16 protein-coding genes are annotated in these 16,137 nt (G+C 59.1%); 3 read left to right on the top strand and 13 right to left on the bottom strand.

The window, feature by feature from the left end; all coding sequences use genetic code 11:
• The first annotated feature begins 2 nt into the window (after positions 1-2).
• From KW841_RS00665 to KW841_RS00655, 3 genes are read left to right on the top strand one after another with little or no spacing between them, the layout of a single operon-like run.
• A complete protein-coding gene (locus KW841_RS00665; RefSeq protein WP_218473003.1) occupies positions 3-1,514 on the top strand; it encodes an efflux transporter outer membrane subunit in 1,512 nt (503 codons plus the stop codon).
• A complete protein-coding gene (locus KW841_RS00660; RefSeq protein WP_218473001.1) occupies positions 1,507-2,625 on the top strand; it encodes an HlyD family secretion protein in 1,119 nt (372 codons plus the stop codon). Before KW841_RS00665 ends, KW841_RS00660 begins: the two co-directional genes overlap by 8 nt.
• The gene (locus KW841_RS00655) at positions 2,615-3,640 is read left to right on the top strand and encodes a DUF2955 domain-containing protein (RefSeq protein ID WP_218472999.1); all 1,026 of its coding nucleotides are present in this window, start codon (positions 2,615-2,617) and stop codon (positions 3,638-3,640) included. The genes KW841_RS00660 and KW841_RS00655 overlap by 11 nt, the downstream gene beginning before the upstream one ends.
• Positions 3,641-3,685: 45 nt before the next feature.
• Here KW841_RS00655 and glmS read toward each other — a convergent pair whose 3' ends face one another.
• The 13 genes from glmS to KW841_RS00590 form a co-directional block, all read right to left on the bottom strand.
• Positions 3,686-5,518 carry a glutamine--fructose-6-phosphate transaminase (isomerizing) gene (glmS, locus tag KW841_RS00650; RefSeq protein WP_218472998.1) on the bottom strand — a complete coding sequence of 611 codons (1,833 nt, stop codon included), beginning with the start codon at positions 5,516-5,518 and terminating at the stop codon, positions 3,686-3,688.
• Between the two features lies 1 nt (position 5,519).
• Positions 5,520-6,296 carry a DeoR family transcriptional regulator gene (locus tag KW841_RS00645; RefSeq protein ID WP_007969913.1) on the bottom strand — a complete coding sequence of 259 codons (777 nt, stop codon included), beginning with the start codon at positions 6,294-6,296 and terminating at the stop codon, positions 5,520-5,522.
• A 216-nt stretch (positions 6,297-6,512) separates the two neighbouring features.
• Positions 6,513-7,880 carry a bifunctional UDP-N-acetylglucosamine diphosphorylase/glucosamine-1-phosphate N-acetyltransferase GlmU gene (glmU, locus tag KW841_RS00640; RefSeq protein ID WP_218472996.1) on the bottom strand — a complete coding sequence of 456 codons (1,368 nt, stop codon included), beginning with the start codon at positions 7,878-7,880 and terminating at the stop codon, positions 6,513-6,515.
• A gap of 113 nt (positions 7,881-7,993) precedes the next feature.
• On the bottom strand, positions 7,994-8,419 hold the full coding sequence (locus KW841_RS00635; protein ID WP_007969909.1) for a F0F1 ATP synthase subunit epsilon: 426 nt from the start codon (positions 8,417-8,419) through the stop codon (positions 7,994-7,996).
• 45 nt (positions 8,420-8,464) lie between these two features.
• The gene (atpD, locus tag KW841_RS00630) at positions 8,465-9,841 is read right to left on the bottom strand and encodes a F0F1 ATP synthase subunit beta (RefSeq protein ID WP_007969907.1); all 1,377 of its coding nucleotides are present in this window, start codon (positions 9,839-9,841) and stop codon (positions 8,465-8,467) included.
• Between the two features lie 27 nt (positions 9,842-9,868).
• Positions 9,869-10,729, bottom strand: a complete 861-nt coding sequence (atpG, locus tag KW841_RS00625; RefSeq protein ID WP_007934344.1) for a F0F1 ATP synthase subunit gamma — start codon at positions 10,727-10,729, stop codon at positions 9,869-9,871.
• Between the two features lie 50 nt (positions 10,730-10,779).
• Entirely contained in the window at positions 10,780-12,324 is a 1,545-nt protein-coding gene (gene atpA / locus KW841_RS00620; RefSeq protein ID WP_007969905.1) for a F0F1 ATP synthase subunit alpha, read from the bottom strand.
• 21 nt (positions 12,325-12,345) lie between these two features.
• Positions 12,346-12,882, bottom strand: a complete 537-nt coding sequence (locus KW841_RS00615; protein ID WP_007985049.1) for a F0F1 ATP synthase subunit delta — start codon at positions 12,880-12,882, stop codon at positions 12,346-12,348.
• A 12-nt stretch (positions 12,883-12,894) separates the two neighbouring features.
• Complete coding sequence (locus tag KW841_RS00610; RefSeq protein ID WP_007969903.1) at positions 12,895-13,365, bottom strand: F0F1 ATP synthase subunit B; 471 nt, start codon at positions 13,363-13,365, stop codon at positions 12,895-12,897.
• Between the two features lie 58 nt (positions 13,366-13,423).
• Entirely contained in the window at positions 13,424-13,681 is a 258-nt protein-coding gene (gene atpE, locus KW841_RS00605; protein WP_003097235.1) for a F0F1 ATP synthase subunit C, read from the bottom strand.
• A gap of 134 nt (positions 13,682-13,815) precedes the next feature.
• On the bottom strand, positions 13,816-14,685 hold the full coding sequence (atpB, locus tag KW841_RS00600) for a F0F1 ATP synthase subunit A (protein WP_104450363.1): 870 nt from the start codon (positions 14,683-14,685) through the stop codon (positions 13,816-13,818).
• 16 nt (positions 14,686-14,701) lie between these two features.
• A complete protein-coding gene (locus tag KW841_RS00595) occupies positions 14,702-15,109 on the bottom strand; it encodes a F0F1 ATP synthase subunit I (protein ID WP_218472994.1) in 408 nt (135 codons plus the stop codon).
• A gap of 148 nt (positions 15,110-15,257) precedes the next feature.
• Positions 15,258-16,130 (bottom strand): ParB/RepB/Spo0J family partition protein, encoded by an 873-nt coding sequence (locus KW841_RS00590; protein ID WP_007969899.1) that lies wholly within the window; start codon positions 16,128-16,130, stop codon positions 15,258-15,260.
• Positions 16,131-16,137 lie beyond the last annotated feature (7 nt).

Below are 16,137 nucleotides of genomic sequence, written 5' to 3'. Positions count from 1 at the left end.
TGATGCCGCGTCCTGCTCGCATCAGCCGGCTGCTGCTCTGTGGGACCGCCTTGCTGGGGGGCTGCGTGCAACTGGGCCCGGATTTCCAATCGCCGGCCCAGCCTTGGGTCGATCACTGGAACAGCCCGGCCCTGGAGCTCGCCGGCCAACAACACGCGCAACCTGACAGCCGCCAATGGTGGCGCGTGTTTAACGACCCGGTGCTGGACCACTTGATGGCCGAAGCCGATGCCCACAACCCCGACCTGCAGGTCGCAGGCCTGCGGGTCATGGAATCGAGAGCGCAATTGGGCATCGCCCTGAGTGGACGCTACCCGCAATTGCAGCAGGCCAGCGCGGACAGCCTGTACCTGAACCGTCGACAATCGGGCGGCGCCAACCCCCAGGACACGCATTTCTGGCAACACAGCGTCGGCTTCGATATTGGTTGGGAGCTGGATTTCTGGGGTCGTTTCAGCCGTGCCATCGAGTCGGCCGACGCGTCCTGGTTCGCCGCCCAGGCCAACTATGAAAATGCCCTGGTGCTGTTGCACGCGCAGCTGGCGCAAAACTACTACGCCCTGCGCACCGCCGAGGCACGCCTGGCCATCGCCCGCAGTAACGCCACCTTGCAAAAACGCAGCTACGAGATCACCGAGCGCCTGTTCAAAAGCGGGGCCGAGGCCGAACTCGACCTGCAACAGGCCAAGACCCAGTATCTGGGCACCCTGAGTACCATCCCGGATTTCGAGAGCCAGGTGGCGAGCTTGCGAAATGCATTGTCCACCCTGACCGGCCAGCCACCCGGCTCCATCCCTGACCTGGATCGCTACACCGGGGTGGTGCCATTGCTCGATACGGCTGTGCTGCAGGATGTACCGGCCAATCTGCTGGTGCGGCGTCCCGATGTTCGTGCGGCCGAGTTGCAAGTGGCGGCGCAGTCGGCGTTGATCGGTGTGGCCGAGACTGACTTATACCCCTCCATCAGCCTGCTGGGCAGCATCGTCTGGTCTGCCAGCTCGCTCAACGGTGCATCCAATACCCTCGACATGGTGGCCGGTCCCAGCCTGCGCTGGAATATCTTCGACCATGGCCGGATCACCAACAACGTCCGCGTTCAGGATGCGCGCTTGCAGCAGTTGATCGTTATCTACCAGGACAGCGTACGCCAGGCTGCACGCGAGGCTGACGATGCCGCGACCGGTTTGATCAAGGCGCTGGAGCGCGACCGGATCCTCAGCGATGCATCGGTGGCCGCCGAACGTTCGGTGACCCTGGCCAATGCCCAGTACCGCGAAGGCTATTCGGATTTCCAGCGCGTACTGGATGCCCAGCGCGCCCTGTTTGCCCAGCAGGATATCTACCTGGTCAACCGTGGCACCGCCGTCAACAGCCTGATCGCCCTGTACAAGGCGCTGGGCGGTGGCTGGTACAGCGACCAGCCGATGATCGACCCGGCCACCCGCCAACAGATGCAACAACGGACCGATTGGGGCGACCTGCTCGACGAACCGAAGGAAAATGCCCATGAATGACAGCCCACAACCGGCCACCGAGAACACCCCGGCACCTGCCGCCGACCCGGCCAGAAAAGCTATCAACTGGGTAGTACTGCTGATCATCCTGAGCCTGGTCTGGTACCTGATGGCCGACCGTTACACGCCCTACACGCAACAGGCACGGGTGCAGGCCTTCATTGTGCCGGTGGCGGCCGAGGTATCCGGCCGGGTGACCAAGGTGCACGTACGCAACAACCAGGACGTCAAGGCTGGCGAATTGCTGTTTGAAGTCAATCCGGAGCAGTACCAGATTGCCGTCGATCGCGCCCGCGCCGACCTTGAGTCGACACGTCGCCAGGTGGGCGCCAACACGGCTGGCGTCGACTCCAAGCTGGCGTCCCTGCGCGCATCCCAGGCCAATGAGCTCAAGGCTCGCCAGGATAGCCAGCGGCTTGAACGCCTGTATCGCGAAGACCCGGGCACCATCTCGCTACGGCGCCTCGAGATCTCCCGCGCCACCTTGGAAGAGTCCATCAGTCAGGTCGCCGCGGCCAAGGCCGAAGTGCAACGGGCGCGGGAACAACAGGGCGGTAACGAAAACGAAAACGCCCAGCTGCTCAGCGCCGCCAGCAACCTCGAAAAAGCCGAGCTGGACTTGAGCAATACCAAAGTCCACGCGCGTTCGGCCGGCCTGATCACCGATTTGCGCACCGATGTCGGCCAGTTCGCCGCCGCCGGTGCGCCGGTGATGACCCTGATCGCCATCCACGACGTGTGGATCAGCGCCGACATGACCGAAAACAACCTCGGCAGTGTCCAGCCCGGGACGCCGGTGTCCATCGTCCTCGACGCCCTGCCAGGGAAAATCTACAAAGGCCATGTGCGCAGCGTCGGCTATGGCGTCGATATCGGCCAGACCACCCAGCCGGGCAGCCTGCCGAAAGTGGAAAACAGCCGCGACTGGCTCCGCCCGGCCCAGCGCTTTCCGGTCATCATCGAGTTCGAACCCGGTGAGTTGACCGGTCCACAAGGCATCCGCTCCGGCGGACAGGCCGAAGTCATGGCCTTTCCGAGCGAAGGCAACCCGTTGAATGTTCTTGGGCGCGTGTTTCTGCGCCTGATGAGCTGGATGTCCTATGCGTATTGAGCGCCCAGCCCGGGTCCAGCGCGCGCTGCGCCTGGGCTTCGGTACGGCGCTGTGCCTGGCGGCGAGCTTCGGCCTGGCCCTGCCCATCCCGTTCCTCGCGCCGATGCTGGCGCTGATGATGCTGGCAGCGATGAACCGGCCGTTGCCGTTCAAGGCCAGCCTGGGTCTGATCCTGATCCTGATGTTGACCACCGGGACCGGCCTGCTGCTGATCCCCCTGCTGCGTTACTACCCGTTCAGTGGCGTGTTGCTGGTCGGACTGTGCCTGTTCATGGCGTTCGGTTACGGCCTGCGCGGTGGCAACCCGCTGGTGGCGACGTTCCTGGTGGTGGGCCTGACCTTGATCAGTGCCGCCGGAACCGCTGAATTCGCCCTGGCGCTCGAGGTGATCGTGGCCCTGGTCAAGGGACTGTTCCTGGCCGTCACGACGCTGACCATCAGCCATTGGCTGTTTCCCGACCCCGCCAGCGCCCCACCGGCCAAGCCCGGCCCGAGCCTTACGCCCAGCGAAAGCAGCTGGCTGGCGCTACGGGCCACGCTGGTGGTGCTGCCGACGTTCCTGCTGGCCATGATCGACCCGGCCAGCTATCTGCCGATCATCATGAAAGCCGTCAGCCTCGGCCAACAAAGCTGCGCAACCAGCGCCCGCAACGCCGGCCAGGAATTGCTCGGCTCGACCCTGCTCGGCGGCCTGATGGCGATTCTTTTCTGGTGCGCGCTGAGCCTGTTCGTGAATCTGTGGATGTTTTTTCTGTGGATGCTGCTGTTCGGTTTACTGGCGGCCAGAAAACTCTACGGCCTGGCCAAAACTCGACAACCACCGAGTTTCTGGCTCAACAGCCTGGCAACCCTGATCATTCTGCTTGGCCAATCTGTACAGGACAGTGCAGCGGGTAAGGACGTCTACACCGCCTTCGCCATCCGCATGGGGCTGTTCATACTGGTGACTTTGTATGCCTGTGTGATGGTGTATTTGCTGGACACGCGGCGGCAACGGCGAATTACGCTCTCCTAGAAACAGAAAAACCCCCTGAAGAGGGGGTTTTTCTTTGTGGATAACTTATTCCACAGTAACCGACTTCGCCAGGTTGCGCGGCTGGTCGACGTCGGTGCCTTTGAGCACAGCGACGTAGTACGACAGCAGCTGCAGCGGGATGGTGTAGAGGATCGGCGACAGGATGTCGTGGATGTGCGGCATGTGCACCACGTGGGTGCCTTCACCGTTGGTCATGCCTGCCTTCTCGTCAGCGAAGACGATCAACTGGCCACCGCGGGCGCGGACTTCCTGGAGGTTGGACTTCAACTTCTCCAGCAGCTCGTTGTTCGGCGCCACGGTCACCACGGGCATGTCGTTATCCACAAGCGCCAACGGGCCGTGTTTCAGCTCGCCGGCCGGGTAGGCTTCGGCGTGGATGTAGGAGATTTCCTTGAGCTTGAGTGCGCCTTCCATTGCTACCGGGAACTGCGCGCCGCGACCGAGGAATAGCGTGTGGTTTTTCTCGGCGAACAGCTCGGAGATTTTTTCCACAGTGCTGTCCATGGCCAGCGCTTCACCCAAGCGGGTTGGCAAACGACGCAGTTCTTCGACCAGCGTCGCTTCTACGTCTTTGGCCAAGGTGCCACGAACCTGGCCCAGGGACAGCGTCAGCAACAACAGGCTGACCAATTGCGTGGTGAAGGCTTTGGTCGAGGCCACGCCGATTTCGCGGCCGGCCTGGGTCAACAGGGTCAGGTCGGACTCACGCACCAGCGAGCTGATGCCGACGTTGCAGATCGCCAGGCTGGCGAGGAAGCCCAGTTCCTTGGCGTTGCGCAGCGCGGCCAGGGTGTCGGCGGTTTCGCCGGACTGGGAAATGGTCACGAACAAGGTGTCCGGCTGCACCACCACCTTGCGGTAGCGGAATTCGCTGGCGACTTCGACCTGGCAAGGAATGCCGGCCAGCTCTTCGAGCCAGTAACGCGCGACCATGCCGGCGTGGTAACTGGTGCCACACGCGACGATCTGAACGTTGCGCACTTTGGCGAACAGCTCGGCCGCCTGTGGACCGAATGCCTGTACCAGCACCTGGTTCTGGCTCAAGCGACCTTCCAGGGTGCGCTGCACCACGGACGGTTGCTCGTGGATTTCCTTGAGCATGAAGTGGCGGAACTCGCCCTTTTCAGCGGCTTCGGCGCCATCACGGTACTGCACGGCTTCGCGCTCGACAGCCTTGCCGTCAACGTCCCAGATCTGCACGCTGTCGCGGCGGATTTCGGCGATATCGCCTTCTTCCAGGTACATGAAGCGGTCAGTGACCTGACGCAGGGCCAACTGGTCGGAGGCCAGGAAGTTTTCCCCAAGGCCCAGGCCGATCACCAGCGGGCTGCCGCTACGGGCCGCGACCAGGCGATCGGGTTGCTTGGCGCTGATCACTGCCAGGCCGTAAGCACCGTGCAGCTCTTTGACGGTTGCCTTGAGGGCCACGGTCAGGTCGCTCAGATCCTTGAGTTTGTGGTTCAGCAGGTGGGCGATGACTTCGGTGTCGGTGTCCGAGGTGAACACATAACCCAGGCCCTTGAGTTGTTCGCGCAGGGCTTCGTGGTTTTCGATGATGCCGTTGTGCACCACGGCCAGGTCACCGGAGAAATGCGGGTGGGCATTGCGCTCGCACGGTGCGCCGTGGGTAGCCCAGCGGGTGTGGGCGATGCCCAGGCGACCAACCAGCGGCTCGGTGGTCAATGCCTGCTCCAGCTCACTGACCTTGCCCGGGCGACGCAGGCGCTCGAGTTTTTCATCATTGGTGTAGACCGCCACGCCAGCGCTGTCATACCCACGGTATTCGAGGCGTTTCAGGCCTTCGACGAGGATGGCGGTGATGTTACGTTCTGCGACTGCGCCGACAATTCCACACATGCTATTTCTCCTGACTGACAGCCGCGCATATCAAATTGATGCCGCGGGCCTGAATCTGATCGCGAGCCTCAAGCGGCAGGCGTTCATCGGTAATAAGGGTATGGACGCTGCTCCAGGGCAGCTCCAGGTTGGGAATCTTGCGGCCGATCTTGTCGGCCTCCACCATCACGACGACTTCACGGGCGACTTCGGCCATGACCCGGCTCAGTCCGAGCAGTTCGTTGAAGGTGGTTGTACCGCGAACCAGATCGATGCCATCAGCACCGATAAACAGCTGGTCGAAATCGTAGGAGCGTAGTACCTGCTCGGCAACCTGCCCCTGGAAGGACTCGGAGTGCGGGTCCCAGGTGCCACCGGTCATCAACAGCACCGGTTCGTGCTCAAGTTCGCTCAAGGCATTGGCGACATGCAGCGAGTTGGTCATCACCACCAGGCCGGGTTGTTGACCGAGCTCCGGGATCATGGAGGCGGTGGTACTGCCACTGTCGATAATGATGCGCGCATGCTCGCGAATCCGCGCGACGGCGGCGCGAGCGATGGCTTGTTTGTACTTGGAAACCGGCTGGCCAAGGTCGGCCACCAGTTCCTGAGGCATGGTGATCGCCCCGCCATAACGACGCAGCAACAGACCATTGCTTTCAAGTGCCGCCAGATCCTTGCGAATCGTAACTTCCGACGTTTCGAAGCGCTTGGCCAACTCATCCACACTGACTTCGCCCTGCTCGGTGAGCAAGGCGAGGATGTTGTGACGACGTTGAGGTGTGTTGCGCTTCGACATGACTTGGTAAGTTTCGATTCGAAAGATAACGGAAGCAATCAAAACCTATCGGTGAAACTTCGTCAAGCGCGGAGTGATGAAAAGACCTGTGGATAACTTGTAGGAGCGAGCTTGCTCGTGCTGGGCGTGAACGATAATGCATTCTTTCTGGAAAAATGCGCCGCTCTCGACATCATCGCGAGCAAGCTCGCTCCTACAAGGAGGGTTGTGGATAACTCAGCCCTTCTTGACCTTCTCCGGCCGCTTCCAGCCATCGATGTTCTTCTGGCGAGCACGCCCGATAGCCAACTGGGATTTATCCACAGTCGACGTAATGGTCGAACCAGCCGCTGTGGTCGCACCGTCGAGGATATCCACAGGCGCCACCAACGAGTTGTTGGAACCAATGAACACATCTTCGCCCAACACGGTTTTCCACTTGTTGGCGCCGTCATAGTTGCAGGTGATGGTGCCGGCACCAATATTGGTGCGCGCGCCCACCTCGGCATCGCCCAGATAAGTCAAGTGACCGGCCTTGGCGCCCTCGCCCAGGTGCGCGTTTTTCAATTCGACGAAGTTACCCACATGCGCGCGAGCTTCCAGCACAGTACCTGGACGCAGACGAGCGAACGGGCCGGCATCGCTGCCTTCACCCAGGATGGCACCTTCGATATGGCTGTTGGCCTTGATGACCACGCCTTTGCGCAGGGTGCTGTCCTTGATCACGCAGTTCGGGCCGATCACCACGTCGTCTTCGATGACGACCTTGCCTTCGAGGATCACGTTGATGTCGATCAGCACGTCGCGGCCAACCGTGACGTCACCGCGAATGTCGAAACGCGCCGGGTCACGTAGCGTCACACCTTGAGCCATCAAACGACGACCGGCGCGCAATTGATAATGCCGTTCCAGTTCGGAAAGCTGCTTGCGATCGTTGGCGCCCTGCACTTCCATGGCGTCGTGCGGTTGCTCGGTGGCCACCACCAGACCATCGCTCACGGCCATGGCAATGATGTCGGTCAGGTAGTACTCGCCCTGGGCGTTGTTATTGGAGAGACGGCTCATCCAGTCGCCAAGACGGGCAAAAGGCAGCGCCAGAATGCCGGTATTGCCTTCGGTGATTTTGCGCTCGGCTTCATTGGTATCTTTCTGCTCGACAATAGCCGTGACCTTGCCCTGCACATCACGAACAATGCGGCCGTAACCGGTCGGATCATCCAGCTCGACAGTCAGCAAGGCCAATTGCTCTGGCCCCACCTGCTTGAGCAGACGTTGCAGGGTATCGACTTCGATCAACGGCACATCGCCATAAAGCACCAGCACGTTGTCGGACTGAATGAACGGCACGGCTTGAGCGACGGCGTGACCGGTACCCAGTTGCTTATCCTGCAGGACGAAGTTCAGATCATCCGCCGCCAGGCGTTCGCGCACGGCATCGGCGCCATGGCCGATCACCACGTGAATGCGCTGTGGATCAAGCTGCCGGGCGCTGTGGATAACATGTCCGAGCATGGAGTTGCCGGCAATCGGGTGCAAAACTTTCGGCAAAGCGGAACGCATGCGCGTGCCTTGGCCAGCAGCGAGAATAACGATTTCAAGAGACATGACTGGCTACCAATCCTGGGTGGTCAGCGGCTGCGACCAGGTTGTAAAAATCGGAAAAGAAAAAAGGGTAGCCGAGGCTACCCTTTTTAATCAATCGCACAACAAGCGCAACCTTAGTGGCCGAACTTCTTGCGGATCTGCTGGACGGTGCGCAGCTGAGCTGCAGCCTCGGCCAGACGTGCGGCAGCAGAACCGTAATCGAATTCAGCGCCACGTTCATGCAAGGCCTTCTCGGCAGCCTTAACGGCTTCCTGAGCGGAGGCTTCATCCAGATCGGCAGCACGTTGCACGGTGTCGGCAAGTACCTTGACCATGTTCGGCTGAACCTCGAGGAAACCACCGGAGATGTAATACACCTCCTCTTCCCCGCCCTGCTTGACCAGGCGGATCGGACCTGGCTTCAGATTAGTGATCAGCGGCGCGTGACCCAGGGCGATACCAAGATCACCCAGTGCACCGTGCGCAATCACCATCTCGACCAGACCGGAAAAGATTTCCCCTTCCGCGCTGACGATATCGCAATGGACTGTCATAGCCATCTGATTGCCTCAACCTAAATTAGCGCCCGTTGCCGGGCGCCGGGATTACAGTTTCTTGGCTTTCTCGATCGCTTCTTCGATGCCGCCAACCATGTAGAACGCTTGTTCTGGCAGGTGGTCGTAGTCACCGTTGAGGATGCCTTTGAAGCCAGCAATGGTGTCTTTCAGGGAAACGTATTTACCCGATGCACCGGTGAAGACTTCAGCCACGAAGAACGGCTGCGACAAGAAGCGCTGGATCTTACGAGCACGGTTTACCAACTGCTTGTCGGCTTCCGACAGCTCGTCCATACCCAGGATCGCAATGATGTCCTTCAGTTCTTTGTAACGCTGCAGCACGTACTGAACACCGCGAGCGGTTTCGTAGTGGTCGTTGCCGATCACGTTCGGGTCCAGCTGACGCGAAGTCGAGTCCAGTGGGTCTACCGCCGGGTAGATACCCAGGGAAGCGATGTCACGGGACAGAACGACAGTGGCGTCCAAGTGGGCGAAGGTGGTCGCTGGCGACGGGTCGGTCAAGTCGTCCGCTGGTACGTATACCGCCTGGATCGAAGTAATCGAACCTTGCTTGGTCGAAGTGATGCGCTCTTGCAGCACGCCCATCTCTTCAGCCAGGGTCGGCTGGTAACCTACTGCCGAAGGCATACGGCCCAGCAGTGCGGATACTTCAGTACCGGCCAGGGTGTAACGATAGATGTTGTCGACGAACAGCAGAACGTCGTTACCTTCGTCACGGAACTTCTCGGCCATGGTCAGGCCGGTCAGTGCTACGCGCAGACGGTTTCCCGGCGGCTCGTTCATCTGACCGTAAACCAGTGCCACTTTGTCCAGAACGTTGGAGTCCTTCATCTCGTGGTAGAAGTCGTTACCCTCACGAGTACGCTCACCCACACCGGCGAACACGGAATAACCGCTGTGCTCGATGGCGATGTTACGGATCAGTTCCATCATGTTTACGGTCTTGCCTACACCGGCACCACCGAACAGACCGACTTTACCACCCTTGGCGAACGGGCAAACCAGGTCGATAACCTTGATGCCAGTTTCCAGCAGCTCGTTGCCACCGGCTTGTTCAGCGAAGGTTGGCGCAGGACGGTGAATGCCCCAACGCTCTTCTTCGCCGATCGGGCCAGCTTCGTCGATCGGGTTGCCCAGTACGTCCATGATCCGGCCCAGGGTCGCTTTACCGACCGGTACGGAGATGGCTGCGCCAGTGTTGTTGACGTCCAGACCGCGCTTCAAGCCTTCGGTGGAGCCCATCGCAATGGTACGAACCACGCCGTCGCCCAGCTGCTGCTGAACTTCCAGAGTGGTTTCGGCGCCTTGAACTTTCAAGGCGTCGTAGATGCTCGGTACGCTGTCGCGTGGGAATTCCACGTCGATAACGGCGCCGATGATTTGAACGATACGTCCGCTACTCATAGCTGGATCCTCTGAATATTTGAACCGTTAAACCGCGGCAGCGCCGCCGACGATTTCCGAGATCTCTTGGGTGATCGCAGCCTGACGCGCCTTGTTGTAGACCAGCTGCAAATCGCTGATCAAATCACCGGCGTTGTCGGTAGCGTTCTTCATCGCGATCATCCGCGCAGCTTGTTCAGCCGCGTTGTTCTCGACCACCGCCTGGTAGACCTGCGACTCCACGTAACGGACCATCAAGCCGTCGAGCAGCTCCTTGGCATCCGGTTCGTAGAGATAGTCCCAGTGGTGCTTGAGTTCTTGATCCGGGGTTGCCACCAGTGGAATCAACTGCTCCACGGTAGGCTGTTGTGTCATGGTGTTGATGAACTTGTTGGACACCACGGACAGGCGGTCAATACGGCCGTCCAGGTAGGCATCCAGCATCACCTTGACGCTGCCGATCAGATCATTGATCGACGGCTCTTCACCCAGGTGGCTGATAGCTGCAACGACGTTACCGCCGAAGTTGCGGAAGAAAGCCGCACCCTTGCTACCAACTACACACAGATCGATCTCGACGCCGTTTTCGCGGTTTACCGCCATGTCCTTGACCAAAGCCTTGAACAGGTTGGTGTTCAAGCCACCACACAGACCACGGTCACTGCTCACTACGACATAACCGACACGCTTTACTTCACGGTCGATCATGAACGGGTGGCGATATTCCGGGTTAGCGTTGGCCAGATGACCAATAACCTGGCGGATGCGCTCCGCATAAGGACGGCTAGCAGCCATGCGCATTTGTGCCTTGCGCATTTTGCTGACCGCCACTTTTTCCATGGCGCTGGTAATCTTTTGCGTGCTTTTGATGCTCGCAATCTTACTGCGAATCTCTTTTGCGCCTGCCATGTAACACCTATCAGGTTAGCAAGCGGGAGCCGCTAGGCTCCCGCTGCGGCTTACCAGGTTTGGGTGGCCTTGAACTTCTCGATACCGGCTTTCAGGCCGCCATCGATTTCGTCATTGAAGTCACCCTTCACGTTGATCTTCGCCATCAAGTCGGCGTGATCGCGGTTGAAGTAAGCAATCAGCGCTTGTTCGAAGCTGCCGATCTTGGCGATTTCAACGTCGGTCAGGAACCCACGCTCAGCGGCATACAGCGACAGCGACATGTCGGCGATCGACATTGGCGCGTATTGCTTCTGCTTCATCAGCTCGGTAACGCGCTGACCATGCTCAAGTTGCTTACGGGTCGCTTCGTCCAGGTCAGAAGCGAACTGGGCGAATGCCGCCAGTTCACGGTACTGAGCCAGAGCGGTACGGATACCACCGGACAGCTTCTTGATGATCTTGGTCTGAGCGGCACCACCCACACGGGATACCGAAACACCGGCGTTCACTGCAGGGCGGATGCCCGAGTTGAACATGGCCGATTCCAGGAAGATCTGACCGTCGGTGATGGAAATCACGTTGGTCGGAACGAACGCGGAAACGTCGCCAGCCTGGGTTTCGATGATCGGCAGTGCGGTCAGGGAACCGGTTTTGCCGGTCACTGCGCCGTTGGTGAACTTCTCTACGTACTCTTCCGAAACGCGGGATGCGCGCTCCAGCAGACGGGAGTGGAGATAGAACACGTCGCCTGGGTAAGCTTCACGGCCTGGTGGACGGCGCAGCAGCAGGGAAATCTGGCGGTAAGCCACTGCTTGCTTGGACAGATCGTCATAAACGATCAGCGCGTCTTCACCGCGGTCGCGGAAGTATTCGCCCATGGTGCAACCGGAGTACGGAGCCAGGAACTGCAGTGCTGCAGATTCCGAAGCGCTCGCTGCAACGATGATGGTGTTAGCCAGTGCACCGTTTTCTTCCAGCTTGCGAACAACGTTGGCGATGGTCGATTGTTTCTGACCGATCGCTACGTAGACGCAGAAAATGCCGCTGTCTTTCTGGTTGATGATCGCGTCGATCGCCAGAGCGGTTTTACCGATCTGACGGTCACCGATGATCAGCTCACGCTGGCCACGGCCGACAGGGATCATGGCATCGACAGCCTTGTAGCCAGTCTGTACAGGCTGGTCTACCGACTTACGCCAGATCACGCCTGGAGCAACTTTCTCGACCGCGTCGGTCTCGGTGTTGTTCAGCGGACCTTTGCCGTCAACTGGGTTACCCAGTGCGTCGACTACGCGACCCAGCAGTTCCTTACCAACCGGAACTTCCAGGATGCGGCCAGTGCACTTGGCGCTCATGCCTTCAGCCAGAGTCTGGTATGCGCCCAATACAACGGCACCTACAGAGTCTTGCTCCAGGTTGAGGGCCATGCCGAAGACGCCGCCCGGAAACTCGATCATCTCGCCGTACATTACGTCGGCCAGACCGTGAATCCGCACGATGCCGTCAGATACGCTGACGACAGTGCCTTCGTTACGGGCTTGGGAGGTCACATCGAGCTTGTCGATGCGGCCCTTGATAATTTCACTTATTTCGGAAGGATTGAGTTGCTGCATTGCTCTGCTGCCCCTTCAAACTCAAGATTTCAATGCTTCGGCAAGTTTCGCGATTTTGCCGCGAATCGAGCCATCGATAACCAGGTCGCCGGCGCGGATGACAACACCCCCAATAAGGGATGAATCTTCCTCGACTTGCAGGCGCACTTCCCGGTTGAGTCGTGCACTGAGAACCTTGGCGAGTTTGTCTTGCTGTTCTTGGTTCAATGCGAAGGCACTGGTCACTTCAACGTCTACCGATTTCTCTTGCTCGGCCTTGTACAGGTCGAACAGAGCGGCGATCTCCGGCAACAGCGGGAGACGGTCGTTTTCGGCAACGACGTGAATGAAGTTCTGTGCCTTTACATCAAACTTGTCGCCGCACACGTCAATGAACGTGGCGGCCTTTTCTGCGCTCGTCAGTCGCGGGGCCTTGAGCACGCGCTGCATGGTGTCGTCTTCCGACACCGCTGCTGCCAGGCCGAGCATGGCTGACCAATTGGCCAGTTGCTGGTGGGCCTGAGCGTGCTCGAAGGCCGCCTTAGCGTAAGGTCGGGCCAACGTGGTCAGTTCTGCCATGATCGCCCTCGCTTAGATTTCAGCAGCCAGTTGGTTAACCAGCTCTGCGTGCGCGTTTTGATCGATTGCTTTGCCCAGGATCTTCGAAGCACCGCCAACGGCCAGGCTACCCACTTGGGCGCGCAGCGCGTCTTTGACGCTGTTCAGTTCCTGTTCGATCTCGGCCTGAGCCTGAGCCTTCACACGGTCAGCTTCGACGCGAGCCTGTTCACGGGCTTCGTCGACAATCTGGGTACCGCGTTTCTTGGCTTGCTCGATGATTTCAGCTGCCTGAGCTTTCGCTTCGCGCAGTTGCTGACCCGCTTTCTCTTGGGCCAACTCCAGGTCGCGAGCTGCTCGGCTGGCAGCGTCCAGACCATCAGCGATCTTCTTTTGACGTTCGTGCAGAGCCGTGATGACCGGAGGCCATACGAACTTCATGCAGAACAGTACAAAAATCAGGAACGCAACGGACTGGCCAATCAGGGTCGCATTAATGTTCACGCCAACACCTCGCAGTTACGTTGTCCATCACACCAAATTACCCGGAAGATCCGAGTAATTAGCCAGCGATCTGACCAACGAACGGGTTCGCAAAGGTGAAGAACAGAGCGATACCAACACCGATCATGGTTACGGCGTCGAGCAGACCGGCAACGATGAACATTTTAACTTGCAGCATTGGAACCATTTCTGGCTGACGCGCTGCGCCTTCCAGGAACTTGCCGCCCAGCAGGCCGAAACCAATTGCGGTACCCAGTGCGCCCAGGCCGATCAACAGTGCAACAGCGATAGCGGTTAGACCAACTACAGTTTCCATCTTTCCTCCCGACTTTTACGTCGTATGGTTTAGGTTTTTTTAATTTAAAGCGGTAAAACAAATCGTTTCAGAGGCCCTGTGAAGAGCCCCTTCCCGTTTGACCGGGAAGGACATCAGACTAGTCGAAACTGGTCTTAATGGTTTTCTTCGTGCGCCATCGACAGGTAGACGATGGTCAACATCATGAAGATGAACGCCTGCAGGGTGATGATCAGGATGTGGAACACAGCCCACGCCCACTGCAGAACGACGCCCAGGCCGCTGAGCCAGAGCAGACCGCTGCCGAACATCACAGCAATCAGAATGAAGACCAGTTCGCCGGCATACATGTTGCCGAACAGACGCAGAGCCAGGGAGATCGGCTTGGCGATCAGGGTCACGAATTCCAGCAGGAAGTTCACCGGGATCAGCAGGGCCTGAACGAAGATGTTCTTGCTGCCGAATGGGTGCAGGGTCAGCTCGCCGATGAAGCCGCCGAGGCCCTTGACCTTGATGCTGTAGAAAATGATCAGTGCGAAAACCGAGAACGCCATGCCCAGGGTCGCGTTCGGGTCGGTGGTCGACACGGCACGGAACGGGATGTGGTGGTCGCCGGAGATCAGGATGGCCAGTTGAGGAATCCAGTCGACCGGTACCAGGTCGACGGCGTTCATCAGGAACACCCAGACGAAGATGGTCAGTGCCAGCGGTGCAATCACCGGGCTACGGCCATGGAAGCTGTCTTTCACGCTGCCATCGACGAATTCGACCAGTACTTCAACGAAGTTCTGCAAAGCACCAGGCTGACCGGAAGTCGCCTTCTTTGCCGCCATGCGGAAAAGAAGAACGAAGATCAGACCCAATGCGACCGACCAGCCGAGCGTATCGACGTGGAAAGCCCAGAAGCCCATTTCCTTGGCTTCTGCTGCGGTGTGGGCAAAGCCCCAGCCGCCGGTAGGGAGCTGACCGAAGGTCAGGTTCTGCAAGTGGTGCTGGATATAGCCCGAAGCGGTTGTTTCTGCCATGGTTGCCTCAAACGCCCTAAGGTCTCGAAAGTCTTGTTCTCATCAGCAGGGGAGCGAACCAGCTGACTGACTGAGTCAGCACGAAGACACCGAATACTGCAATCGGCGCCAATGGCTTCACACCTGCAAACACCAGTGCAAACAGCACTGCCGTCAAAATCAGTTTGCCTGCCTCGCCGGCATAAAAAGACCGGACGATGGACTGGGCTGCTCGGGCGCCGGAAAACCGAAATGCCCTGTGAGCGAAATAAACATTGGGCAGCAAGGCTATCAGGCCTCCGCAAAATCCCGAGTACCCGGCAACGACTCCCCGCCATTGCCAGAGCGCCAAAGCAGCGATGAGCAAAACGACAAACTGAGCCATTAACACCGGAAAAACTGCCAGGCGATGGAAGGGCAAGCGGTTTGGCGTGCGGGTTTCCATCACTTTTGCTCTCCAATGGTCGGCTGCCAGAATTCAATAACTTGGCATAATTTGTGCCGACAAAATGCGCGCAGAGTATAGGGGCGGTTCTGCCCCTATTCAACTGTCAGGTAGTGATTTCCGACTGCGCGCTACATGAGGAAATGTTTCAGCGAATATGTGCAAGTACGCCTTGAAGCTCATCCAGGGAGTTGTAGCCAATCACCAACTGCCCCTTACCCTTCTTGCCGTGGCGAATCTGCACCGCAGAGCCTAGGCGCTCGGCCAAGCGCTGTTCGAGGCGGGCGATATCCGGGTCCGGTTTTTGGGGTTCAACAGGCTCCGGTTTGCCACTCAACCACTGGCGAACCAGTGCCTCAGTCTGGCGCACGGTCAGCCCGCGTGCGACAACATGTCGCGCCCCTTCAACCTGTTGATTTTCCGGCAAACCGAGCAAAGCACGGGCATGACCCATTTCCAGGTCGCCGTGGGACAGCATGGTCTTGATGACTTCCGGCAAGGAAATCAGGCGCAGCAGATTGGCCACGGTCACCCGGGACTTGCCCACGGCTTCGGCCACCTGTTGCTGGGTCAGCTGGAACTCCTGCTGCAAACGCTGCAGGGCCACCGCCTCTTCAATCGGGTTCAGGTCTTCGCGCTGGATGTTCTCGATCAGGGCGATGGCGATCGCGGTTTCATCGGGTACATCGCGAACCATCGCCGGGATGGTTTCCTGCCCGGCCTGCTGGCTGGCGCGCCAGCGACGTTCGCCAGCAATGATTTCAAAGCGACCGCTGCCGATCGGGCGAACCACGATGGGCTGCATGACGCCCTGGGCCCTGATCGACTGCGCCAATTCTTCCAGCGCCTGCGGGTCCATGTCACGACGCGGCTGGTATTTGCCGCGCTGGAGCAGATCCAGGGGAAGGTGTTGCAGCTCACGCTGGTCGGCTTGCGCCGCTTGTTCTTCCAGCGAGCTGACAGTCGGACCACTCAACAGAGCATCCAGTCCACGTCCGAGACCTCGTTTCTTGACGGCCATGGGGATT

Source organism: Pseudomonas sp. PDM28, assembly GCF_019219115.1.
In the GTDB taxonomy this organism is placed as follows: domain Bacteria; phylum Pseudomonadota; class Gammaproteobacteria; order Pseudomonadales; family Pseudomonadaceae; genus Aquipseudomonas; species Aquipseudomonas laurylsulfatiphila.
This window is presented reverse-complemented; position numbering and strand designations above follow the sequence as displayed.